Below are 23,513 nucleotides of genomic sequence, written 5' to 3'. Positions count from 1 at the left end.
GAAGTTGGTGATCATGCGATGTTCCTTTCCTTCGATGTGTAGACGTACTCGTGGGACAACCCGGTCGAGGTTACCGGCCGCGGTAGCGTCGAGCCTGTGAGGAACCCTGGGATCTACGTCGGGATTGCTGTTGCCGTGAGTCTGCTTGCGGCGTGTTCTTCGCCCAGTGCACCCGACGCCGACGTCCCGGACGCCCCGGCCTCGGCCCCACTGAACTATGTGGCGCTGGGTGATTCGGCGGCGTCGGGGCCACGTATCCCGGAGCAGGTGGGCGTACCGGGTTGTGAGCAGTCCGACTCGAACTACCCGCACGTCGTCGCGGCTCAGCTCGAGGTCGCGTCGTTCGTCGACGTCACGTGCGGCGGGGCCGTGACCGAGAACCTCGTCTCGACGCCGCAGAGCACCTCCAGCGGGGATCAGCCCGTCCAACTCGACGCGGTGACGCCCGAGACCGATCTGGTGACGGTGACGATCGGTGGCAACGACATCGGGCTCGTCTCGACCGCGGTGGGCTGCCTGACGTTCGCGAATTCCTCGACAGGCAACGTCTGCAAGGACCGGCTCACCGCCGGCGGCGTCGACACCGTCGCCGCCGCCATCGCGGACAAGGCTCCGGGCTGGGGCGCGATGCTCGACGCGGTGGCCGAGCGTGCGCCCGACGCGCGGATCCTCGTCGTCGGATACGGAACGTATCTCCCCGACCGCGGCTGCTTCCCCACTCAGCCGGTTCTCCCCGAGGACGCCGACTACATCCAGAGCAGCATCACCGCCATGAACCAGGCGCTGAAGACACAGGCCGAGGAGCACGGGGCCGAGTTCGTCGACACCGAGGCACTCAGCGTCGGCCACGATGTCTGTGCGGCAGTCGATCAGCGGTATTTCGAGGGCGTCATCCCGGAGAACCCCGCTGCGCCACTGCACCCGACGGCAGCCGGCATGGCCGCCATCGGTGACGAGATTGCCTCGATCGTGCGAAGCGAATAGGTGTCCACGGGAAGGTAACTGGCTCTACCCGGGCGTTCGACTATCGGGAAGTGTCGACCGTATGGTCTCGTGGTCCGCAGTATTCGGCGTGTTCGCCGTCGCCCTCGTGTTGGTTCTGACACCGGGTCCCAACATGATCTACCTCGTCTCGCGCAGCATTTCGCAAGGCAGGCGGGCGGGGATGGTGTCCCTCGTAGGTGTGGCTGTCGGCTTTCTGGTCTACCTGACGGCCACCAATCTCGGCCTGGCAGCGGTGTTCACGGCCGTGCCCGCGTTGTACATCGCGGTCAAGCTCGCCGGCGCGGTCTACCTCGGTTGGCTTGCCGTGCAGGCGCTACGCGGAACGGCCTCCGCCTTCGAGGCGACTGCACTGCAACAGGATTCGAACCGTCGACTGTTCACGATGGGTCTGGTGACCAACCTGCTGAACCCGAAGATCGCGATCATGTACATCTCCGTGATTCCGCAATTCGTCGATCCTGCGGCCGGCCGCCTTCTGCTGCAGGGCTTCACACTCGGCGGCGTACAGATCGCCGTAGCGGTGGTGATCAATCTGGTGATCGTGGTTCTGGCGGGATCGATCGCCCGATTCCTCGCCGTCCGGCCCACCTGGCTGAAGATGCAGCGCTACCTCATGGGCACCGTGCTCGGGCTACTGGCGGTCCGTGTCGCCACCGACGGCAGCAGGCCCGTTCCCGCGTGAGCTGTACACGCGCCAACCGCCGAATTCGGTGATGTCGGTGCCCTTCTCGGCCGCATCGTGGGCGCAGCAGAACCCGGTGACCCAGCGTCCGTCCGACAACTCGACCGGACCGAGGCCCATCGGCGCGGGCAACCCGGCGAGGAAGGTGCCGAGCGCGGCAGCGGACATCCGGTACAGCTCTCCGGCAATGGGTGCGCCGTGCCCTTCCCGCCGCACCAGACCGGGCTTGGGCGGTGTGGTGTGCAGATCCACGAGTCGGTAGTCCGCAGATGTGGTCACCTCGCCGCTGAACCGTGCGCCCCGATCGGTCAGCTGGCTGTGCACCGGGAACCCGCGTAGGTGTGCCCCTACGGCCAGCACCTCGATGCCGTCGTCGATCAGCGAGGGTGACGGCGTTTCGCTCAGCCGAGCAGCGAGGTCGACGGCGATCTGATCCTCGAACGCAGGCACGACGAACATGACGCCGAACGGGTTGCCCTCGTGCGTCGGGGTGCCAGGAACGGCCACCGCAGCCATGTCGAGCAGGTTGCAGAAGTTCGTGAACGTGCCGAGGCGTCGGTTGATACCGATCGGATCCGCCTGCACTGCAGCGATGCTCGGGTGTTCGGTGGTGGTGGGCAGCAGCAGACCGTCGACGTCTCGTAGCATTTCGCGGGCAGCCGTCTTCGCCTGGGTGAGTGTGCCCAGATCGTCCACGTAACGGTGCGCGGACGGGTCGGCTGCAGAGCGGACGATGGCAGCGACCGTGGGATCTGCACCGTCCGGCGCGGTGTCGAGAAATCCTCCGACGGCCGAATAGCGCTGCGCCACAATGGCTCCGTCGTACAGCAGTGTCGCCGCATCGAGCAGCCCCGAGATATCGACCTCGATGTGGGTGAAGCCCTTCTCGGCCAGGCCTGCGACCGTCTCCTCGAATGCCCGACGGTACGCCGGGCTCAGCGACACCAGATCCGCGGCACGCGGAACGGCGACCCGGGGTTCCGGTGACGCGGCCAGTCGTACGTCGGCGGGCCAGGCCCGGCTGCGTGGATCGGTGGTGGTCGGACCGGTCATGACTTTGATTGCTGCCGTGGCACTGTCGAGATCGTGGGCGAGCACGGTGACGCAGTCGTAGTCGGCGCAGGCGGGAACGACGCCGGTGTTCGGCACGATTCCCAGTGTCGCCTTGATGCCGACGAGTCCGTGGAACGCGGCGGGGACTCGCCCGGATCCGGCTGTGTCGGTGCCGATTCCGATGTCCGCGATCCCCAGTGCCACCGCCGCCGCCGAGCCGGAACTGGATCCGCCCGAGACCAGCGTGGGGTCCCAGGCGCAGCGCACTGCTCCGTAGGGGCTTCGGGTGCCGACCAGTCCGGTAGCGAATTGGTCCAGGTTGGTCTTGCCGAGTATCAGAGCGCCCTGGCTCGTCAGTCGCTCGATGGCGACGGCGGAGATTGCTGGTGTGTAGGCGAATTCGGGGCACGCCGCAGTAGTGGGCAGACCGGCGACGTCGATATTGTCCTTGACGGCAACCAGCACGCCGGCGAGCGGCAGATCTGCACCGGCCGTGAGCGCCTCGTCCAGCGACACGGCCTCGGCCAGCACGTCGTCCTCGTCGCGCAGGGTGATCCACACCTCGGGTCGGTCGACCTCTGCGATTCGCTTGTAGGCCTGCAGAACTCGTTCTCGTACCTCAGGCAGCATCGATCTTGCCTCTCTTGTCGAATTCTCCGGCTGCCGACCACGCGTCCCGCTCGGCCCCGAAGGCCACGGCCTGAGTCGCGCGGAACTCGGCGATGGAGTCGGCGTTGGTCTCGAGGAAGTTCTCGTGCTCGGCGAGCGAGAACTCACCGTCGGTGATCTCGACTCCACCGCCTCGGCCTGCTGCCAGATCGGCGCGCAGGTCCATCAGCTCCTCGGGTTCGACCGAGTACCAGGAGATTCGGTCGAAGAATCGCAGCAGCCACGGGGTTCCTTCCTCGAACGGGCCTCCGCTGTACGTGGCACTGTGGTTCCACACCTGCGTGGTTCGGCCGACGAACTGGTATCCGCCGGGACCTTCCATCCCGTAGATGCACAGGTATGCCCCGCCGATGCCGACGGCATTCTCCGGCGTCCACGTGCGTGCCGGGTTGTACTTCGTCGTCACCAGGCGGTGGCGCGGATCCAGCGGAGTCGCCACCGGGGCACCGAGGTACACGTCACCGAGCCCGAGCACCATGTAGTCCGCCGCGAAAACGGTATCGAAAACGTCTGCGACGGAATCGAGTCCATTCATCCGCCGGATGAACTCGATGTTCCAGGGACACCACGGGGCGTCGGCACGCACGCCGTGCATGTACCGCTGGATCGCTTCCCTGGTCGACGGGTCGTCCCACGAGAGCGGGAGCCGAACCTGGCGGCTGGGGACCACGAGTTCCGAGGCCGCGGGCAGATCATCCTCGACCTCGGCGAGCAGTCCCATCAGCGAATCGATCGACAGCACATCGGGATTCACCTTGACCTGCAGTGAGCGGATGCCGGGGGTCAGATCCAGCAGGCCTCGGGGCGCGATGGCCTCGACACGCTGATGCAGCGCGTGTACCCGTGCTCGCAGGGTGAGATCGAGTTTCATGTCGCCGTATTCGACCAGGACGTTGTCGTCCCCAGATCGCCGGTAGGTGACGCACGTATCGGCGTCGCGCCGAGCGATGACGCCGTCATCCCCGTCGCCGCCGGCGGAGAAGACTGCGGGTAGTGATGCGCGCCGAGCGAGGCCGAGCGATCCCAGCGGCGCGGTGGCTGCAGCCCGGACCGGCACGAATCGGATGGTGTCACCGGGCCGAAGCTGGCCGAGCTTCCAGCGTTCGGCCGCGACAACGGTGACAGGACAGACGAATCCGCCGAGACTCGGGCCGTCGGGGCCGAGCAGGATCGGGGTGTCGCCGGTGAAGTCCAATGCCCCGACGCTGTAGGCGTTGTCGTGGATGTTCGACGGGTGCAATCCGGCCTCGCCGCCGTCGGCGCGAGCCCACTGCGGCTTGGGTCCGATCAGCCGAACTCCGGTGCGATCGGAGTTGAAGTGGACCTCGTAGCGGGTGGCGTAGAGGGTGTCGATGTCGTCGCGGGTGAAGAACTCGGGTGCTCCGTGTGGGCCTTCGGTGACGGCGATGTCCCAGTTGGACGTCAGCACCGGCAGGTGTTCCATCGGGATCGGTCCCAGGACGGCGGAGTTGTCGGAGCGGCCGGCCAGTCCGATGATGTCTCCCTCGCCCAGGATGCCGCCGCGATGTCCGCCGAACTTACCGAGCGTGAATGTCGCTGCGCTGCCGAGGTAGTCGTCGACGTCGAGGCCGCCCTGGATCAGGACATACACCCGCAGACCGTGTCCGGTGGTGGTGCCCACGTCCAGTGTTGCTCCGGCAGGTACCAGAACCGGTCGCCACTGCGGGGCCGGTCGGCCGTCGATGCGCACCGGCACTGCGGCACCGGTGACGCAGACGTAGGTGTCGGCGTCGAACGTCAATGCCGGTCCGGCCATGGTCGATTCGAGGCCGGGCGCGCCCTCGGGATTGCCGAGCGCGGTGTTGCCGAGCCGGAACGACAGATCGTCCATCGGTCCCGACGGCGGCACGCCCACCTTCCAATATCCGACGCGTCCCGGCCAGTCCTGCACGGTCGTGATCATGCCGGGCCGCTGCACGGTCATCTTGGCGGCCTTACTGTTCACAGCGGTCATGATCGCGTCACGATCATCTGCACTGCGGTGGGCTCGAACCCGTTGCAGGGGTTGTTGATCTGCGGGCAGTTCGAGACCAACACCAGGGTGTCGATCTCTGCGCGCAGCGAGAGCGTCTTGCCGGGGGCCGACAGACCGTCGACGATGCCGAGGGTGCCGTCGGCGTCGACAGGGACGTTCATGAAGAAGTTGATGTTGGGGGCCAGATCTCGCTTGCCGAGTCCCCACTTGGAACCCTCGATGAGGAAATTCTCGACGCACGCGTGCTGGTGTTGGGTGTGATGGCCGTAGCGCAGGGTGTTCGATTCCTTGGAGCACGCACCGCCGACGGTGTCGTGGTTGCCGACCTCATCGTCGATGATCGTCATCAGCGGTGTCGAATCATCGCTGCGGAGAACGGTTCCGGTGGTCAGGAACAGGTTCTGTTGCGCGGTGACGGTCGCGGCCGCGGAGTATCGCAGTGAGTGATCGTGTGCGGCATACAGCAGGGTGTCCACGGCCTGATTGCCGTAGAGGTCGACGATGGTCAGGACGTCGCCGGCCTCGACGATTGCCGACCAGGGGCCGAACGCGGGAGCGATCTCGTCTCTCACTGTCACCGTGTTCACTGTGCTGGTAGTCATTGCGCTGCCTTCCATGCGTTCTCGGTGTTCTGCACTGCTCGCTGGTATTCCGGCTCGGTGTTGTCGAGTGTGAGCAGCTCCTCCGGTGCGCGCCAGGCCAGTACGTCGAGTGTCGTCGTGTCGTACTCGGGACTGGGGTTCAGTGGGTGAGCGGTGTTGGCGAGCAACACGATCACCGGCAGGTGGATGAGCAGATCCACCGAGCGGCCCGGTCCGGCAGAGCCGGTGCTGACGAGGCTCCCGTCCGCGTCGACGGTGACGCCGTGGAAGAACGACAGCGATGGTCCGACGTCACGCGGCTCGAGTCCGTGCTTGGCCGCGGCAAGGGTGAACAGCTCGCGTCCGGCCGGAGCGGACGAATGCGGTCCGCTCACTCCGTATTTGGCGATGTTCGTCGCCGTGGACGTAGTACCGCACAGCGCGTCGTGGTGACCGGAGGTGTCGGCGACGATGGTCGCGAGCACGCGGCCCTGGTCCGAGAGCAGGGGGTGGCCCGCGCTCAGGTACGCCTGCCACGGAACCTTGACGGTGTCGGCGGTGTTGAGGCGCTCCCACGGTGCGTCGACGCGATAGAGCAGCAGGTTGGCGCAGGCGGCACCGTCGACGTCGACGAGCCGCAAGCGGGTTCCGCGAGCCAGAACCTTCGTGGTGTAGCTGCCGCCGGGCACCGATTCTGCCCACGTCAGTTGCGACACGCCCTCCGGTGCTGTGGGGGCCGGTGCGAGGGTCGCCTGGGACCGCGCGTGTTCCTTGGCCGAATGGGTGGTTGCTGTGCTCATAGTGGTTCAGGCTCCGATCGTGACGGGCTTCGGGTGGGCTTTGCCGCGGGGCAGGCAGGCGATGCCCACGACGATCACTGCGAGGACGGTCAGGGGTGCGGCCCAGCGCAGCAGCGGGAATTCGTCGGTGGGGTCGAAGATTTCGGCTCGTGGCCACGAGAGGTTGACCACCATGAGCCCGCCGTAGAGAACTGCGGCGATGTTGACCGGCAGGCCGAGGCGGCCGAGGGTGAAGAGCTTCTCGCCGTCGCTGTCCTTCTGCACTCCGCCGTGCGGCCAGCCCTTGAGTCGCTGCATCAGCAGCGGGACGGTCACCATCATGTAGGCGAGGTAGATGAGCACGATGCAGACGCTCGACAGGGTCGTGAAGATCGCGGAGTTGCCGACGTTCACGGCGAGGATGGCTACGCAGGCCAGGCCGATCAGCACCGAGGGTGCGATGGGAGTTCCGGTGCGCGAGTTGACCTTGGCCAGTGCAGCGGATGCGGGCAGTCGTCCGTCACGGGCCATGGAGAACATCAACCGGGAGGCTGCGGTCTGGATGGCGAGGGTGCAGATGAACACGGCGATGGCGACGTCGACGAGCAGGACCTTGCCCCATGGGGACGTCAGGATCGAGTCGATGACGTACGGAAGGCCCTGCGTCGCAAGCTCACCGTCGGTGAGGCTCGGTGCGGCCATCAGTGCGCCGACGATCATCAGGCCACCGCCGAGAGCCGAAGCGGACAGGGCGAGGCGGATGGTGCGCGGTGCGACGCGTCGGGGATTGCGAGTTTCCTCGGCGAGCTCGCCCGCCGACCCGAAGCCGACCATGACGTAGGCGGCCATCAGGCCCGAGACGATCCAGGCACCGATGTAGCCGGGATCTGCTCCGGCGCTGCCGGTATCGAACACCACCTGCGGGCCGCGCTCGGCGTGAGTGAAGAAGACCAGCACGAGGGCGATGACACCGACGATCTCGCAGGTGACTCCGATGCTGTTGATGCGCGACATCCAGTTCACGCCGATGCAGTTGATGGTGGTCGTGAGTACCAGCAGAATCGAGCCCAGCACAACGGCATTGGCGGCACCGCTCGGCGAGGTGAGCGCCGTGTCCTCGCCGATCAGTTGGAATCCGCCCCAGATACTGGGGAGCACCACCTGCAACGCGATCGCGGCGGCGGAGGCGGTGACGATCTGCGCGATGATCATGAACCACCCGGCGAACCAGCCGACCAGTTCACCGCCCATGCGCCGGGACCAGTGGTAGATGGCCCCCGAGATGGGATAGCGCGCGGCGAGTTCGGCGAAGTTCAAGGCGACCATGAACTGGCCGAGGAACACAAGCGGCCAGGTCAGGAAGAAGGCCGGGCCACCGAAGCTGAAGCCGAGGCCGAAGAGCTGGAAGATGGTGGTCAGGATCGAGACGAACGAGAAGCCGGCGGCGAACGACGCGTACTTGCCGAGGCTACGGTGCAGCTGCTGGTCGTACCCGAGGGCAGCAAGATCCGAATGGTCCGTCGTACGAACCGGTTCCGATCCCGCGCCGGGGGCCGGCAATGTTGTCGAGCTCATGTTCACTCCTACGGGCGAGGTGGGTGGTGAGTGACCGCCCGCTGCATCGCCGAGGCGGGTTTCTGTCAGTTGATAGTTTTCGGCACCGCCGTTCCCGGGCGGTGTCCGTCGTGAAACAAGCTCGTTTCGTCTATTTCGATCAGATGACAGAAATCTCACCGTCACGTGGACCTGACAAGATGCAGTCATGACCGGCGCAGGCAGACCACGGCTGAGCACAAAGAAGCGGGCAGGGGACACCGCTCGCGAGGAAATACTCGACGCCTCGGCTGAGCTGTTCACCACTCGCGGATTCACCAACACCTCGACCCGCGTCATCGCCGACGCTGTCGGACTGCGTCAGGCCTCGCTCTATCACCACTTCGCCACCAAGGACGACATCCTCGACGCACTTCTCAGCGGCACCGTCGACGCGCCGTTGGCCGTTGCGCAGCGAATCCGCGATTCCGGAGCCGAGGCCCCGACCCAGATGTACGCCCTCGCCTACTTCGACGCCGGGCAGCTGGCCGCGTCCACCTGGAATCTGGGTGCGCTCTATCTGCTGCCCGAGTTGCGCAGTGAGCGTTTCGAGGCCTTTCGCGATCACCGCTACACACTGATGAGCCTGTATGCGGCCATCGCGTCGGACACGCTGGTTGAACTCGGCTCCGAGCGCCGACCGGGCACGGAAGACCTGCCGTTTCGTCTGGTGGAGACCGTGGTGAACGCGCGTGCTGACCGCGAGAACGGACGGCGCGACCCGACGGTGGATGCGGCGGGGATTGCCGAGGCCGCCCTGCGGGTGCTCGGCTGGACCGCGGATGTCAGCGCGTTGCACGAGAGTGCGGAAGCCCTGCTCGAGGCGGTCGTCGGAATAGTCGAGGATTCTCGCTCCTTGCATTCGACATGACATCGATAGCAATAGTCGGAGCAGGTGCAGGTCTCGGAGCAGCAGTGGCGCGTAAGTTCGGCGCGGAGGGCTTCTCGGTCGGCCTGATATCCCGCAACCGGTCCCGTGTCGACGCACTCGCTGATCAGCTCGCTGCCGACGGTGTATCCGCCAAGGGATTCGTCGCCGATGTGCGCGATCCGGCCTCCATCGCCGCAGCGCTCGAGCAGGTCACAGAAACCCTCGGCCCCATCGAGGTGCTGCAGTACAGCCCGCTTCCGCAGAAGGACTTCATGCGGCCCGTGCTCGAGACCACCCCGGCCGACATGGTCGGTCCGGTCGAGTTCTCCATCTACGGACCCATCGCCGCCGTTCATCAGGTGCTGCCGGGAATGCGCTTCCTCGGCGAGAACAAAGGCACCATCCTGTTCGTCAACGGCGGTTCCGCAGTCAAGCCCGGTCGTACGGTCACCGGCACGTCCATCGCGTTCGCCGGCCAGGCCGCGTACGCGCAGCTGCTCAACGAGGAGTTGGCCGACGAAGGAATTCAGGTGTCGCAGTTAATCATCGGCGGTGCCATCGACGGCAAGGATCCGAAGAAGAGCCCCGAGGCTCTCGCCGAGCAGCTGTGGAGCCTGCACACCGAGCGCGACAGGTTCCGGGTTCAGGTCGCCACGGACTGACTAGGCTTGCCGGCATGACATTGTTGCCCGACTGGGCTCAGAGCCTGGACCTTGCACCCCACCCGGAGGGTGGATGGTTCAAGGAGACCTGGCGCAGCGAGGTCACGATTCCACAGGCAGCTCTGCCCGACGGTTATCCCGGTCCCCGCGCGGCAGGGACGGCAATTCTGTTCCTGCTCATGCCCGGTCAGCAGTCGGCCTGGCACACCGTCCGCGGCACCGAGATGTGGCTCTATCACCGGGGCAGTCCGGTGCAACTCGACCTGGGCAGTGATGGAACCCAGCCGGGTGAGGTGACCTCGCTGCTGGTTGCACCCGAATCTCCGCAGCAGATCGTGCCACCGTCGGTGTGGCAGCGGGCGCGTCCGATGGGCGACGAGCCGAGCTTGGTCAGCTGCACCGTCACCCCGGGATTCGATTTCGAGGACTTCCGGCTCGAGGACTCCCATGGGTAGGAAGCGTGAGTCCGCTGGAGGGCTGAAGCCCGGCCTGTTCGAAATCGACTCGGGCACCTGCGAACTGGTCCGCGACACCTTCTCGGACGACGGGTGGGTCGTCAACGTCAACGATGTTCCCAGTTCGCACATCGACATGAACGACCCCACCGTGCTCGAATTCGAGTACATGCGGTGGATTTCGGGACTGGTACGTGCACAGTGGGATTCGAGCTTCGCGCTGCGGGCGCTGCATCTCGGGGGTGGAGCCTGCACGCTGGCCCGCTCCTTCACCGCCGAATTTCCCGGTGCGCGTCAGGTGGTCGTGGAGCTCGACGGCAAGCTCTCGGAATTGGTCCGCGAGTGGTTCGACCTGCCTCGGGCACCGCTGCTGCGTATCCGCGTCGGCGAGGCACGGGCCGTCACCGAGACGCTGAGCGAGAACAGCCGAGACCTGATCGTGCGAGATGTGTTCTCCGGAGCCACAACTCCGACCCCGCTGCTCACCGCCGAGTTCACCGAGCATGTTCGACGCGTTCTCTCGCCCGGCGGCATGTATGTCGTCAACTGCGGTGATCGACGCGATCTCTCGCTCGCGAAGCAGGAGGCGTCGACCATCGGAAGTATATTTCCGCACACGGCGATCGTCGCCGATCCGGCGATGCTCAAGGGCAGGCGCTACGGCAACATCATCATCGCCGGCAGTGACGTCCCGATCGGAGACTCCCCGGCTCTGGCGCGGGAGCTTCTCGGCGGAGCAGTTCCGGCGCATGTGTGGTTGACCGACGAGGTCACGACTTTCGCGCGTGATGCAAAGATGTTGCGGGATTGAAGTACTGGGTTCCAAGACCCGCTCACAGCACGTCCTGCGCGAGTGTCATCAGGCGACGGTGCGCATCGGCTCCGGCGCGGCCTATTTCGTCCTGCGGTGCGCTGATCAGGACGTCGTTCTCGACGATCGTTCGACCGCCCACCATCAAGCGAGCAAGCGGTGGCGTCTGCCCGTAGGCGAACGCGACCACAGGGTCGTCCACGGCCGAGTAGAAACCATCGGTGCGCCAGATGGCGATGTCGGCCAGCTTGCCGACCTCGAGCGAACCGATCTCGCTCTGCCGTCCCAGTACCTTTGCACCGCCCAGGGTTCCGATCTCGAGTGCCTGACGCGCGGTCAGTGCTGTCGGACCGTACTTGGCTCGCTGCATGTACATCGCCTGGCGGACCTCGCCGGCAAGCGGCACCATCTCGGCCGAAGCGGAACCGTCCACACCGAGGCCGACGGGTGCGCCGGCCGCGAGCAGGTCCGAGATTCGCGCGATGCCTGCGCCCAGACGTGCATTGGAACTCGGGCAGTGCGCAATGCCGGTGCCGGTGGCCGCCATCTTCGCGATGTCGGAGTCGTGCAGGTGTACCGCATGGGCGAACCACACGTCGTCGCCGAGCCAGCCGACCTGCTCCATGTATTCGACCGGGGTGCAGTTCATCTGAGCGATGCAATGCTCCTCCTCGTCCAGAGTCTCGGCCAGATGGGTGTGCAGCCGAACACCTTTTGCGCGGGCGAGTTGTACGGACTCGACGAGCAGTTGCTTGCTGATCGAGAACGGGGAGCACGGCGCGACGGCGATGCGGAGCATAGAGCCGAAGGAGGCGTCGTGATAGGTGTCGATGGCCTCGGCGGTAGCGGTGAGGATGTCGTCGAGCGTTTCGACCACCTCGTCGGGCGGCAGACCGCCGTCGGAGACACCCCGGTCCATCGAGCCGCGGCACGGCTGAAATCGGACGCCGATGCGCTGAGCCGCGTCGATCTCGGCGGCGAACAGGTCGCCCCGGCCCTTGGGGAAGATGTAGTGATGATCGGTGCTCGTCGTGCATCCCGATTTCGCCAGCCAACCGAGGCCGGCAGCAGCTGCGCCACCGACGACCTCGGCATCCATCTTCGACCATGGCTTGTACAGCGCCACAAGCCATTCGAAGAGCGTGTTGTCCTTGGCGAGACCTTGAGAGGCCCACTGATAGAGGTGGTGATGGGTATTCACCAGTCCAGGCGTGACGAGGCAGCCGGACGCGTCGATGTTCTCTGCCCCGGCGAGGACCGGTGCCGAGCCGGATCCCACGGCGGTGATCTTCGTTCCTTCGATCACGAGATAGCCGGAGGGAATCTCGTCGCCGACAATGGGGGCGATATACGCATTGGAGATCACGGTGGTCACGTGTCGTCGGCCTTTCGAGTTGCTGCGACATCGTAAGCCCGCCGGAGCGTCGGCGCAGCGGAGCGGGTCTAGGGTGACGGTATGGCTCTCATTGCACAGTTGGATCTGACGTTCAAGCCCGAATCCCTCGCCGAAGCACGGGCGCTGCTGCGGACCGTTCTCGCGGACACCCGCGCGTTCGAGGGGTGCCTCGGCGTCGAGGTGTGGGTCGACGAAGAGAACGAAGCGCACGTCGTCGCGCACGAGACCTGGGAATCGGCGGAGGCCGACGCGAAGTACCGCGAGTTCCGCGCCGGACCGGGCAAGATCGTCGAATTGCCGCCGCTGCTCGCCGCAGCACCGTCGTTGACGAAATTCACTGTCGATTCCTCGGTGTAGCGGATTCGTCGATCCGGCCACCGGCCACGGTGGCCGGTTGCGGTCGACCGGTGAGGAACCCTTGCACCATGTCGGCACCGAGATCGGCCGCCACCCGCAATTCCGCGTCGGTCTCGACACCCTCCATGATCACGCCGGCACCGATCTGTCGGGCGAAGTCGATGATCGCCGTGGCCGCGGCGCGACGGAACGAGTCCCGGTCGATTCCGTGCACGAGTGCGTAGTCGATCTTGAGGGTGTCGGGCCTGAGTTCGACGATGTGGCGCATACCGGCGAATCCGGCTCCGACGTCGTCGATGGAGATTTGGACCCCCGCGTCGCGCAGACTCTCGATGGCGCGGGTCACCGCACGGTAGTCGTCGACGCGTTCGTGCTCGGTGATCTCGAGGTGGAAGGTTCGGGTTGCCAGATGCGGACGCAACCGGTCGAGTAGGTCGGTGGTGCGGATGATGTCGGCCGACGCGTTGAGTGACACGAACGGCCCCGGTGGCAGCAGGTGAACATCCGCCAGTGCCTGTTCCAGCGCTGCGCGTTCGAGCCGTGGACCGACGCCGGCCTCGGCTGCGTCGCGGTACCACGACAGGGGCGATCCGTGGCCGAACGGGAACCGCGACAGTGCCTCGTAGCTGACGGTCGAACCGGTGACCGTGTCGCAGATGGGCTGAAAAAAGATGTCGGGACCGCCGGATTCGATGAGCGCATCGATTCTGTGCCTGGCCTGTTCGCGGGCATCCGCTGCGGACAGTCCCGTCTCCGGAAACTTTCCCGAGGTCCGTGCTTTGAAGCGATACATCTCGATGTCGGCGAGAGCGATCAACCGTCGGACCAGTACATGTAGGCCGGTGTCGGCGGGTGGCGTCTCCACGGCCGAGCCCACACTGGTGGTGAACGGCGGGCCGTCGAACGATTCCTCCAGCGATGCGCGAATCCTGTTGTCCGATTCGGCAATGGACTCTCTGGTTCCGACGCTGACGACCACGAACTCGTCGCCGCCGAGTCGTGCGACCGCGGACTTGTCCCCCACCGCATAGGACAGGCGACGGGCGACCTCGACGAGCACTGCGTCACCGGAGGGATGGCCGAACCTGTCGTTGATGTGCTTGAACCGATCGATGTCGAGGACGGTCACTCCGACCGCTTGCTGTGCACGATCCTCGGCTGGGGACAGGCGCAACGAGTCGACGGTATCGAGTAGCCCACGTCGGTTCCACAGGCCGGTCAACGGATCTCGCAATGCCCTCGCCGCGCTCGTTCGCAGCTGACCGATGTACGACTTGATCATGAAGGGGGCGGCGTAGAGGGATCCGATGGTGACCATCCGAGAAGTGGTGGACCATGGATCGGCGCCCTCCGAGACAGCCAGAGCGGCGAGGCCCGCGAGGGTCAGTGCGCCGATTGCCAAGTGAATCAACATGACACGGTGCGAGCTCGCGACGACGATGAACGCTGCGACGATCGAGAACATCGCGCAGCCCGGCATCGCATCGAAGTGCGTTTGGAAGGCGAACAGAACGGTCACGATACCGACGTCGGCGTAGAGGATGTAGACGATCGCCATTCTCGGGGACGCCCACGGCCGGAGGTACCAGGCAATCGCCACCGGCACCGTGGTGACGGACGCCAGGAGCACGGCGATCGACATGGGGTCGGAGAACTGACCGGCGGGGACCATCAGGGCCCCGGCGAGGCCGAATGTGAGCGTCATTCCGCTGATGAACAGCCGCACCCATCGTTCCTCCGCGGTGGGTGCGAAGTCTCCCGGTTCGGAAATGGTGACGCCCTCCGTAGAACCAGCCACTAACCTGCGTGAACGCTAGCACCCACACCTGGTGCCGTAGTGGGGATGCAGCCGTTCAGACCATGTCGTGCTTGGTGAGCCAGCGCAACGTCGGCCAGCCGAGAAACACCGGTAACCAGCAGGTCAGTACGCGATAGAGCAGCACGGACGGGACTGCGATGGAGGCGGGGAGACCGAACGCGGCAAGCCCACCGATGAGGGCTGCTTCCACGGCCCCCACACCGCCCGGCGTCGGGGCGGCCGAGGCCAATGTTCCACCGATCATCGTCACCACTGTCACCGTCACGAACGTCGTTCCGCCGCCGAACGCCTCGACACTCGCCCACAGGGCGAGCGCAGCACCCAAAGTGGTTGCGGCGCAACCCAAGATGATGATCGAGAACCGTTTCGGGTCGCGGGCGAGTTCGCCGAGCTCGGTGAGCACTTCGGCAACCTGGGGCCGGACGGCCACTTTCAGCCACAGTCGCAGCTTGGGCACGAACATGAAGGTCCCGACGACTCCGAATGCGACGCCGGCGATGAGGTACAGCACGGTGTTGCCCGGCACCATGTTGGACAGCCCCGACGACGTTCCGGCGACGACGCTGAAGAAGATCAACAGGCTGACATGGGTGATCACCTGAACCGACTGTTGCAGTGCCACAGCGGCCGTCGCGCGGACGGTACCCAATCCACCCTTCTGCAGAAAGCGAACGCTCAGGGCCAGGCCACCGACGCCCGCAGGTGTCGTGGTCGCGGCAAAAGTATTCGCTACCTGCATGATCGTCAGATTCCTGAAGCTGACCTTGCCGAATGCGCAGGCCCACAAGGCGGCGCCCGCACCGATGTAGGTCAGTGCGGAAACGGCTAGACCGAGCAGTGCCCACCACCAGTCGACCGAGCCCAATTCGACGACGAACGCGGGAACTGCACTGATGAACGGGTATGCGACGTAGACCAATCCGATCAGCAACACGAGCGAGATGATCTGGTTGCGGCTGAATCGAGTCACCTGCTCGGCCTCGATCCTCGCGGCACCGGTCTGATCGAGGACTTCGAGCCGGACGGACTTCATCGTCTTTCCTGCATCGGCAACCGACTGACGCACCCGAAGGGGGATGGCGGACTTGGTCAATCGACCGGACGCCGCGATCACGACGTCGATTCCCAGTACCTCGACGGCCGTAGCCACGGCGCGATGGGAGCCGAAAAGGTCTGCGGTGGTGAGTAAAAGCTGTGCGACGTCGGATTGCATCTGGGCGTCCGACGCGCCGAGTTCTGCGTGCCCGAACCCGCAGAACAGTGCCGCGCCGTTGTGGAGCCGCAGTTCACCCCGATGCAGGTCACCGTGCGAGATCTGGTTCTCGTGCAACGTGTTCAGAGCCGACCAGAGAGCTCTGAGCGCGGCATCGTCGAGCTCGGCCTCGATGGGGTCGCCGATGGGCTGGCTGTGCGCGTACAACGTCCAGCCGCGGTCGAGTGCTGCTACCGCCAACGGGTCGCTGCCTGCGGCGTTCATACTCTTGATGGCCAGGCCCATCAACGCGCGATGCTCGACGGCGCGGCGCATGGACGCGTGCAACGGCGCTGTCTCGCTGCCGCGGCGGGTGATCCATCGCCAGAACTGGCGCAGCGCACCGCCACTGCGTTGGTTCTGTCCGTAGAGCTCGACCACCACATCGGCGTCCGGGGTGTGTGCGTTCAACACCAACGGGCCCGGGCCCGCAGGGCGCACGACGGTGAAGCTGCGGACGTCGACGCCCCGGCTGCGGAACAGGCGCACGGCCGCGTCGAGTGGAACCTCCAGTGCCGGGGTGCCGACCAGCAGCACGATGATCGCACCGACGAGCCAACCGACGGCCAGCCCGAGCAGCGAACGGGCCGGGACCACCGTGGACACCACCAGGTGTATCGGTACGAAGGCGAGCAGCAGTGCCCACCATGCTCGACGCCACCGCGCGGGCAGGCCCGGGCCCGACACCGTGAGTGCCGCGGCGAGCATGGCGATCCAGCGCGAATCGTCGAGGAATTGTGACAGGAAGGTGTCGAGTCGCTCGGGCACGTCCAGGTCCCACGTCGGAGTCGAGATTCCGGTACCGGTGATGGACAGAGCCAGCGCGGCGATCAGAGCTGCTGCCGCGTACCCGGCCAACAGTTTCCATTTGCGTCCGGCGATCAGCCCGATCAACACTCCGAACGGGAGGGCGAGGATCGCGACGCCGTAGACGATGTAGACAGCGTTGGACTGATCGGGGCTGAGCACGCCGACGATGTTGGACACCGATTGTTCGAGTGCGTCCCACTGATTTCGGGTGATGAGCGAGCCGGCGATGACCAAGCTCAAGAACACCGAGGCGGCAACGACCCGAATGATGTCACTGGTTCTTCTCACCAGCGGCTGCAGCAGGTTTCCCGCTACGGGAACGTCCCGCCCATCCACGCGCATGGGCTCAACTTACCGTGCGGTACGTCGGCGGAGTTCGTTGCGCACGGCGGGCCATTCGGATTCGATGATCGAGAACACGACGGTGTCGCGCAGTGAACCGTCGGCCATGCGTTGGTGATTGCGCAGAATGCCGTCCTGCTTGGCTCCGAGTTTCGCGATGGCCGTCCGCGATTGGAGGTTCATCCAGTGGGTGCGGAATTCCACCGCGATACAACCGAGCTCCTCGAAAGCGTGCGTCAGCAACAGGAGTTTGCTCGACGCGTTGGTACCGGTTCCGTGGGCGGAGCGCGCATTCCAGGTGTACCCGATCTCGACGCGACGGTTGTTCGCATCGACGTTGCAGAAGGTCGTCGCGCCGAGAATCTGCCCGGTATCGTTGCGCCGCAAAGTGAATGGAAGCATGGTTCCCGCGTCGAGCAGTCCGAGCCGGCGATCGATCTCTGCGGCCATGTCTTCCGGTTTCGGAACGCTCGTGTACCAGAGATTCCAGAGCTCGCCGTCGCGGGCGGCATCGCACAGCCCCTCGAGGTGATCGCGGCTCAGCGGCTCGAGGGTCACGAGGTCGTCAGTGAGGGTCACCGGTTGCAGAAAGGACATTGGCCGACGATACGTCCCGGCGTGGTGTTCGCAACAGCGAGAAGATCACCGCCGCGGTCACGACGAGAGCTACGACGACGATCGACACGACCTCGGTGTAGGCGTGCGCGTAGGCGTCGGCAAACCCGGGGCGTCCGGCTGCCGCGGCATCGGCGTCCGCTCGGTCGGGTAGCTCGCCGCGGACCAGGACGGTCAACAACCAGGCATATCCGGCCACCATCAGGGCCTCGCTGCCGATGCGAAACAGGTTCAGCACGCCCGCCGCGGTACCGCTGCTGTGCGGCGGCACCGCAGCCAGTGCCTCGCCGTCCACCAAGCCGATCGGGAGTCCGAATCCGAGCCCCAACGCGATCATCGGGACCACGACGGCACCGAGCGGGACACCTGGTTGCAGCGCCAACATGCCCAGATTGCCGAGGACGAGGCAGCCGAGGCTGACCAGCACGACCCGAGTGGGGGTGATGGCGTCGAACATGCGGCTCAGGCGGGCAACGGTCAGCGGAGCGAGTAGAACGGGGACGGTCATGGCCAGCATGAACACTCCGGCAAGCCCCGGCGTCAGCGACGCGACAGCGCTCAGCGCAGCGGGCAGATACGTGAGCAGCGTGACGAATCCAATGGCCCCGGCCACCGGAACGAGGCACAGGGCCAGGAATCTCCGGTTGCGCAGTAGCGAGAAATCGAGCAGGCGGTGCGCCGTCGATTCGGTTCGCAGCGCCGGCAGAGCGACAGTTCCGATGGCCGCCGCAGCCAGGACGACCGCCTGGGCGGCGAACACGCCCCGCCACTCGAACGCCGCGACGAGCAGCCCGGAGATGGTGGGCCCGAGTGCCAGACCGAGACCGTTCACGGTGCCGAACAGTGCGAACGCGGTTGCTCTGGCCGCGCCGTGGAAGTGAAGCGAGAGAATGGAAGTGGAGCCCACCAGAACCGCTGCGGCTCCGATGCCCGCGAACACCCGCGCGACATCGAGTAGGTACAACGACGGCGCGACGGCGCTGACCGCACTCGCGACGGCCGTCAACACCACCCCGATGCGGAACGACGTGCGGTGACCGATTCGATCCGACACCGCGCCCCAGACGACGGTGAACAGCGCGAACGCGATGTTGAAGCCGTTGACGACCCACTGCAGAGGCGTCGGATCGGTGCCGAGGTCGCCGGCGATGACCGGAAGGGCGAGTGCAGTACCCGAGATGGACATGGGTACGACGAATTGAGCCGCGAGTACGACCGGTAGCACTGCCTTCATGTGTCCCCCTGAACCGTAGGTACGATGGTTCTCGTACTAGACCAGGTTTCAAGGTACGGCGCAAGTCGTACCTTGTAGGAGGAGCGCATGGCGGACAAGGACGGGCATCCCGAGCCCGAGGAAATGCAGCTGGGTGCGGTGATGTCCGCGTTGGCCGATCCGTTGCGTCGCCAGGTGGTCACCGAACTCGTCGGCGACGACGACGGAGCCGAGCGGACGTGTATGTCGTTCGAGCTCGGTGTCACCAAATCGACTCTGACGCACCATTTTCGAGTGCTACGCGAGGCAGGCCTGGTGTTCCAGGTCGATCGCGGAAACAGTCGCAAAGTGACGCTGCGTCGCCACGAGCTCGAAGAGCGATTCCCCGGTCTGCTCGATCTGATCGCCAACGAAAACCGGTAGCCCCGCACCCTCTCCGCGTCCTACGGTGGGCGGCATGCACTTCGCGATGATCGGCACGACGGCGCCGAGTCACATCTACCCCTCGCTCGCCGTCGTCGCCGAGTTGGTCCGACGCGGGCATCGCGTCACCTATGCCGTCGGCGAGTCGTTGCGGCACCTGGTCGAACCCGCTGGAGTGGAGGTGGTGGCGTTCCCCTCGATACTTCCCGACGGGGAGGGCTCCTGGCCGGACGACCCGGCGTCGGCGATGCAGGTGTTCCTCGACGAAGCGATCGCGTCCTTTCCCGTGCTCACCGCGTTCTACGACGACGATCAGCCGGATGTGATCCTCTACGACATCGGCGGCCTGACCGCCCCGATTCTCGGCGTCCGGTACGGCGTGACGGCCGTGCAGCTCTCCCCCACGTACGTCGCCTGGGACGGCTACGTCGAGGATCTCGGTGACGGGATGACCTCAATCCGCGAGTCGACAACCGGCGTTGCGTATTGCGATACCTATGCGACCTGGTTGCGAGAGAACGACATCGACGCAGACCCGTGGGATTGGATCACGTACCCGGAACACTGCCTGTCGTTGATCCCGAAAGTGATGCAGCCGAACGCCGATCGAGTCCCCAGCTCGGTGCAGTTCGTCGGCCCATGTCTCGATCCGGTGCGACTGCACGACCGATCGTGGTCCGCGTCCGAGGGGCCCGTTCTCTACGTATCGTTCGGCACCGGGTACAACGAACGCCCCGACTTCTACCGGCTGTGCATCGAGACGTTCGCGAACACGGACTGGCACGTGGTGATCTCCATCGGCCGTCGCGTCGACCCCGCCGTACTTGGGGATCTATCCGCGAATGTCGAGGTCCACGAACATGTTCCGCAGCTCGCGGTGCTCGACGCCGCCACCGTGTTCGTCACCCACGCCGGAATGGGCGGGTGCACCGAAGCCCTGTGGTTCGGCGTACCGACAGTTGCCCTACCGCAGGCAGTCGACCAATTCGGCAACGCGGCGATGCTCGCCGAACTCGGCGCAGGAGTGCACATCGACTTCGACGGGATGACGGCGACAGGACTACGCGACGCCGTCGAACAAGCCCGGGGACTCGCGCCGCGCGCACGTGAGATCAGCGCAGAGGTGCGCGCGCACGGCGGCGTCGACCAGGCCGCGAATGCGATCGAGGCATTCGGTGTCGATGCCGGCGGCGCGGCTACGTAGCCAGCGTCGCCAACTCCTCGAACGTCTCGGCATACGTGTCTCGGACCTGATCCCAGGAAGCCGTCATGTCCACACTCTCCGGACCGGCGATCGGCAGCGCATAGCCGTACTGCGAGCGCGGCACCGGGCTACCGGGCAGAACGAGTACCTGCGTGAACGCTGCAGAGTCAGGATTGAACGTCAGAGTGTGCGAGGCGACGTTGCGGCCCCAATCCTCCGACGGCCACGACAGGAAGATCACGTGTCGAGGGTTCTCGGCGGGGTCGGTGTACGAGACGTAGCTGCCGTAATGATCTTCTCCCGGAGACATGATCTTGTACGCGCCGTTGTCGGTGTAGATCAACAACGCCTCGGCGAACGGCTTCTGATCGAACAGTGCGGTGTACCTCAGCGCCTGAACGAACACGGGTCGGCCCAACGGAATCGAGATTGCATCCTGCTGTGTAGTCACGAGAATCAAAGGTACCGATTCAGTCCTCCAGAACGCTGACGCTCACGCCGTAGGGCAGGAAACGAACCCGTCGACGCGGGTCGGTGTTGTCCTTGTGTGCACGGAGAGCATCGAGTTCGGTGGCGTAGAGCTGATCGACCTGCGCCGAGCCGGCATCGTCGACGCTGTAGATCGCCCAGACGCCATCACCCTTCTGCCCTGTGGTTTCCGGCTCCGGCGGGGCTTTGGGTGCTCCCGTGTTGGCGAACAGTGAGCCGACGACCTCGCGCAGGCCCTCGGTTGCTTCACGCGCGAACTTGTCGAAGTCGTCGGATCCGAATCCGAAGGGTCCCTGGTTGGCCATGGCGCTACCTCCTGAGTGAAACTCCAGTATGCGCGCTTTCTCCGAACGGACGAGAAGCTACTGCTGCAGTCGGGCCCCGATGGTGTTGTGCAGAGCCCGCAGTGAGTTCTGGCCGAGCGAGACCGTCTGCGATTCGATGTGCCGCAACAGATGGGTGTCGTTCAGAACCTTCTCGCTCGACTGGATCAGCACGGTGCCGGCGCCGGTGAAATCGAACTGACGCTCTTCGCCGCTGTTGGCCCCGAGGAATCCGCGCGCGGCGCCGAGGAAGTTCTGCATCCAGGCGGCGTCGAAATGGTGCGACGGCGACGGGCAATCCGCCCAACCGACAAGCGCTTCCGGATCAATGCGTAGTGGCGGCTCGGCGAACATGACCGTGCCGTTGGACGAGGCGAGGAACTTGCCGGTACCGAGCAGGGTCAGGAAGCCGGGCACGATGGACTGCTTGAGGTCCAGAGTCGGCTCGAACGCCAGCAGATTCGCGGCTCGGATCGTCAGGTTGCCGTCGTCGAGGTCGTAGCTGTTGATGTTGAAGCCGCGATCGCCGAGGATCAGCTTGCCCTGGCCCTGCGCCAGCACCCAGTCGTTCGAGTACAGCGGAGACGAGAACCGCGCCGCCACGATGGCGGGCATCGACGTCTGCCCGAGCGGTTCGAAGCGAACATTGCCGTAGTACGCGATCATCGCGCCTTTGGAGGTGAACCACGGCTGACCTGCGAGTTCGACGCAGAACGCGTAATCGTTGCCGGGCACGTTGTCGTTGACCGGCAGGGTGTACGGGGTGTGAATCTCCAAACTCATTGCCGCTCCCTAGAACTTCTGCTCGGACGCCTGCACCCACACGGTGCCCATACCGGTCATCTTCAACTGAATCGCCTCGCCGCTGCCCTTGCCGACGGCGTCACGCCAACCGACGTTGGCGGAGATGTCGACATTGATGTTGCCGATGTGACACACGTACGCCTGCGGATCGACCACGACCATGGGGTTGTTGGGCCCGACCTGCAGCGGAGTCGCGCCGCCGTGCGAGAGAACCGCGACGCTGCCCTGGCCGGTGAGTTGCGTCGTGAACAAACCCTGCCCGGTCATGGCGCCGCGTACTGCTCCGCGAACCCCGCCCTGAGAGGTGAGGGCAACGATGGAACTCTGCAGGTAGCCGTCGTGCACCAGGAGCCGGTCGGCCTCCACGGTGAGCATGGACGAGCCGTCGAGATGGATCACTTCGACGTACAGCCCGGCGTGGCCGTAGAAGACCTCGCCTTGACCCTCGGCGGCCATCATCGCCACGTGCTCGCCTGCCATCATGCGGCCGGCCATCCCCGCGACGCCGCTCATGCCGGGCATGGCACCCGCGCCGCCGCCCATGGAATGCGGGACGAACCGGACGTCGCCGGTGTAATAGAGCATCGATCCGCGTCGAGCGAGCACGCTCTGATTCGGTGCCAGAAGGGATTTCACGACTTTGCTGTTGACGAGTTCGAGCGGCACGTCAGCGCTCCTCGGGTTGAATGTAGACGACGCCCTGGCCGTCGAAGCGGAGGGAGAACGCCTCGCCGCTGCCGCCGCCGATGGCGGAGCGCCACGTGACGTCGGTGACGAAGCTCTGGTTGAGCTGTCCGCGATGGGCGACGAAGGCGTCGGGGTCGACGACGAGCGGATACTGCGGATCGACGGCGAGCGCGATGATCGGCCCACCCTTCGACAGCAGCGCCACCGTCCCGGAGCCGCTGACGACTGTGGTGAACAGTCCCTGCCCCGATGTCGCACCACGAAGGCCGGAGAACTTCACGTCCGTCTTCAATTGACCTGTGAGAGCAAGCAATTGAGACGATTCGACGTGCAGGTTGTCGCCTTGCACCTCGACCAGAGTGATGTCCTGGGCGTCGACCGCGAAGTACACGGTGCCTTTGCCGGACACGTCCATCAGCGACAACGACTCGCCGGTCACTTTCTGTTTGAGCGCGGCGCGAAAACCGCCGCCACCGCCCATGCCTGCGCTCTTGAAGGCGACATCGCCTTCGTAGGCAACCATCGAACCCGACATCGCGCGCAGAGAGTCACCGGTCAGGTCTGCGACCAAGACACGGTGCCCGTTCATCCTCAGCTGAGCCACGGGGGAACTATGCCACCG

Annotated in this window: 24 protein-coding genes; 9 read left to right on the top strand and 15 right to left on the bottom strand. The window is 65.3% G+C overall.

Annotated elements, in window-relative coordinates; all coding sequences use genetic code 11:
* Window positions 1-96 precede the first annotated feature (96 nt).
* On the top strand, window positions 97-984 hold the full coding sequence (locus J2X62_RS08045) for an SGNH/GDSL hydrolase family protein (protein WP_310179588.1): 888 nt from the start codon (window positions 97-99) through the stop codon (window positions 982-984).
* A gap of 61 nt (window positions 985-1,045) precedes the next feature.
* Complete coding sequence (locus tag J2X62_RS08040) at window positions 1,046-1,687, top strand: LysE family translocator (protein WP_048318865.1); 642 nt, start codon at window positions 1,046-1,048, stop codon at window positions 1,685-1,687.
* On the opposite strand, the gene atzF is transcribed toward J2X62_RS08040, so the two are convergent.
* From atzF to J2X62_RS08015, 5 genes are read right to left on the bottom strand one after another with little or no spacing between them, the layout of a single operon-like run.
* Entirely contained in the window at window positions 1,637-3,370 is a 1,734-nt protein-coding gene (gene atzF, locus J2X62_RS08035) for an allophanate hydrolase (protein WP_310179584.1), read from the bottom strand. The genes J2X62_RS08040 and atzF overlap by 51 nt on opposite strands.
* Window positions 3,360-5,384 carry a 5-oxoprolinase/urea amidolyase family protein gene (locus tag J2X62_RS08030; protein ID WP_310179582.1) on the bottom strand — a complete coding sequence of 675 codons (2,025 nt, stop codon included), beginning with the start codon at window positions 5,382-5,384 and terminating at the stop codon, window positions 3,360-3,362. Before J2X62_RS08030 ends, atzF begins: the two co-directional genes overlap by 11 nt.
* Complete coding sequence (locus J2X62_RS08025; protein ID WP_032392566.1) at window positions 5,381-6,007, bottom strand: urea amidolyase associated protein UAAP2; 627 nt, start codon at window positions 6,005-6,007, stop codon at window positions 5,381-5,383. Before J2X62_RS08025 ends, J2X62_RS08030 begins: the two co-directional genes overlap by 4 nt.
* On the bottom strand, window positions 6,004-6,786 hold the full coding sequence (locus J2X62_RS08020; RefSeq protein WP_027495146.1) for an urea amidolyase associated protein UAAP1: 783 nt from the start codon (window positions 6,784-6,786) through the stop codon (window positions 6,004-6,006). The genes J2X62_RS08025 and J2X62_RS08020 overlap by 4 nt, the downstream gene beginning before the upstream one ends.
* A gap of 6 nt (window positions 6,787-6,792) precedes the next feature.
* Window positions 6,793-8,340: an amino acid permease gene (locus J2X62_RS08015; RefSeq protein WP_310179580.1), complete on the bottom strand. Its 1,548-nt coding sequence runs from the start codon at window positions 8,338-8,340 to the stop codon at window positions 6,793-6,795.
* 187 nt (window positions 8,341-8,527) lie between these two features.
* Here J2X62_RS08015 and J2X62_RS08010 point away from each other — a divergent pair, with 187 nt between their 5' ends.
* Genes J2X62_RS08010 through J2X62_RS07995 form a run of 4 tightly spaced genes read left to right on the top strand, consistent with a single transcriptional unit; the run spans window position 8,528 to window position 11,157 of the window.
* Complete coding sequence (locus J2X62_RS08010) at window positions 8,528-9,229, top strand: TetR/AcrR family transcriptional regulator (protein WP_032369984.1); 702 nt, start codon at window positions 8,528-8,530, stop codon at window positions 9,227-9,229.
* A complete protein-coding gene (locus J2X62_RS08005; protein WP_032369983.1) occupies window positions 9,226-9,891 on the top strand; it encodes an SDR family NAD(P)-dependent oxidoreductase in 666 nt (221 codons plus the stop codon). The genes J2X62_RS08010 and J2X62_RS08005 overlap by 4 nt, the downstream gene beginning before the upstream one ends.
* Window positions 9,892-9,905: 14 nt before the next feature.
* Window positions 9,906-10,346, top strand: coding sequence for a cupin domain-containing protein (locus J2X62_RS08000; RefSeq protein WP_032369982.1), 441 nt, complete (start codon window positions 9,906-9,908; stop codon window positions 10,344-10,346).
* Window positions 10,339-11,157 (top strand): fused MFS/spermidine synthase, encoded by an 819-nt coding sequence (locus J2X62_RS07995; protein WP_310179575.1) that lies wholly within the window; start codon window positions 10,339-10,341, stop codon window positions 11,155-11,157. The genes J2X62_RS08000 and J2X62_RS07995 overlap by 8 nt, the downstream gene beginning before the upstream one ends.
* A gap of 22 nt (window positions 11,158-11,179) precedes the next feature.
* Here the strand turns inward: J2X62_RS07995 and J2X62_RS07990 are convergent, their stop codons facing one another.
* Window positions 11,180-12,523 carry an 8-oxoguanine deaminase gene (locus J2X62_RS07990; protein WP_310180360.1) on the bottom strand — a complete coding sequence of 448 codons (1,344 nt, stop codon included), beginning with the start codon at window positions 12,521-12,523 and terminating at the stop codon, window positions 11,180-11,182.
* A 90-nt stretch (window positions 12,524-12,613) separates the two neighbouring features.
* On the opposite strand from J2X62_RS07990, the gene J2X62_RS07985 reads away from it, so the two are divergent.
* Window positions 12,614-12,910, top strand: coding sequence for a putative quinol monooxygenase (locus J2X62_RS07985; RefSeq protein WP_027495153.1), 297 nt, complete (start codon window positions 12,614-12,616; stop codon window positions 12,908-12,910).
* On the opposite strand, the gene J2X62_RS07980 is transcribed toward J2X62_RS07985, so the two are convergent.
* From J2X62_RS07980 to J2X62_RS07965, 4 genes are read right to left on the bottom strand one after another with little or no spacing between them, the layout of a single operon-like run.
* On the bottom strand, window positions 12,888-14,708 hold the full coding sequence (locus J2X62_RS07980) for a bifunctional diguanylate cyclase/phosphodiesterase (protein WP_310179573.1): 1,821 nt from the start codon (window positions 14,706-14,708) through the stop codon (window positions 12,888-12,890). The genes J2X62_RS07985 and J2X62_RS07980 overlap by 23 nt on opposite strands.
* Window positions 14,709-14,763: 55 nt before the next feature.
* A complete protein-coding gene (locus J2X62_RS07975; RefSeq protein ID WP_032367732.1) occupies window positions 14,764-17,133 on the bottom strand; it encodes a lysylphosphatidylglycerol synthase transmembrane domain-containing protein in 2,370 nt (789 codons plus the stop codon).
* Window positions 17,134-17,142: 9 nt separating this feature from the next.
* On the bottom strand, window positions 17,143-17,730 hold the full coding sequence (locus J2X62_RS07970; protein WP_032367733.1) for a GNAT family N-acetyltransferase: 588 nt from the start codon (window positions 17,728-17,730) through the stop codon (window positions 17,143-17,145).
* Complete coding sequence (locus J2X62_RS07965; protein WP_310179570.1) at window positions 17,699-18,982, bottom strand: MFS transporter; 1,284 nt, start codon at window positions 18,980-18,982, stop codon at window positions 17,699-17,701. Before J2X62_RS07965 ends, J2X62_RS07970 begins: the two co-directional genes overlap by 32 nt.
* 87 nt (window positions 18,983-19,069) lie before the next feature.
* Between J2X62_RS07965 and J2X62_RS07960 the strand changes: the two genes are divergently transcribed.
* Window positions 19,070-19,384 (top strand): helix-turn-helix transcriptional regulator, encoded by a 315-nt coding sequence (locus J2X62_RS07960; protein ID WP_027495157.1) that lies wholly within the window; start codon window positions 19,070-19,072, stop codon window positions 19,382-19,384.
* Window positions 19,385-19,418: 34 nt separating this feature from the next.
* The gene (locus J2X62_RS07955; protein WP_310179568.1) at window positions 19,419-20,588 is read left to right on the top strand and encodes a macrolide family glycosyltransferase; all 1,170 of its coding nucleotides are present in this window, start codon (window positions 19,419-19,421) and stop codon (window positions 20,586-20,588) included.
* On the opposite strand, the gene J2X62_RS07950 is transcribed toward J2X62_RS07955, so the two are convergent.
* The 5 genes from J2X62_RS07950 to J2X62_RS07930 are packed head-to-tail and all read right to left on the bottom strand — an operon-like array spanning window position 20,581 to window position 23,480.
* On the bottom strand, window positions 20,581-21,039 hold the full coding sequence (locus J2X62_RS07950) for a hypothetical protein (RefSeq protein ID WP_027495159.1): 459 nt from the start codon (window positions 21,037-21,039) through the stop codon (window positions 20,581-20,583). The genes J2X62_RS07955 and J2X62_RS07950 overlap by 8 nt on opposite strands.
* Window positions 21,040-21,058: 19 nt before the next feature.
* Complete coding sequence (locus tag J2X62_RS07945) at window positions 21,059-21,382, bottom strand: hypothetical protein (protein ID WP_027495160.1); 324 nt, start codon at window positions 21,380-21,382, stop codon at window positions 21,059-21,061.
* Window positions 21,383-21,439: 57 nt separating this feature from the next.
* A complete protein-coding gene (locus J2X62_RS07940; RefSeq protein WP_032367735.1) occupies window positions 21,440-22,183 on the bottom strand; it encodes an AIM24 family protein in 744 nt (247 codons plus the stop codon).
* A 9-nt stretch (window positions 22,184-22,192) separates the two neighbouring features.
* The gene (locus J2X62_RS07935; protein ID WP_204856758.1) at window positions 22,193-22,870 is read right to left on the bottom strand and encodes an AIM24 family protein; all 678 of its coding nucleotides are present in this window, start codon (window positions 22,868-22,870) and stop codon (window positions 22,193-22,195) included.
* A gap of 1 nt (window position 22,871) precedes the next feature.
* Window positions 22,872-23,480 carry an AIM24 family protein gene (locus J2X62_RS07930; RefSeq protein WP_027495163.1) on the bottom strand — a complete coding sequence of 203 codons (609 nt, stop codon included), beginning with the start codon at window positions 23,478-23,480 and terminating at the stop codon, window positions 22,872-22,874.
* Window positions 23,481-23,513: the final 33 nt, after the last annotated feature.

Source organism: Rhodococcus sp. 3258, assembly GCF_031456475.1.
Lineage (GTDB): Bacteria > Actinomycetota > Actinomycetes > Mycobacteriales > Mycobacteriaceae > Rhodococcoides > Rhodococcoides fascians.
This window is presented reverse-complemented; position numbering and strand designations above follow the sequence as displayed.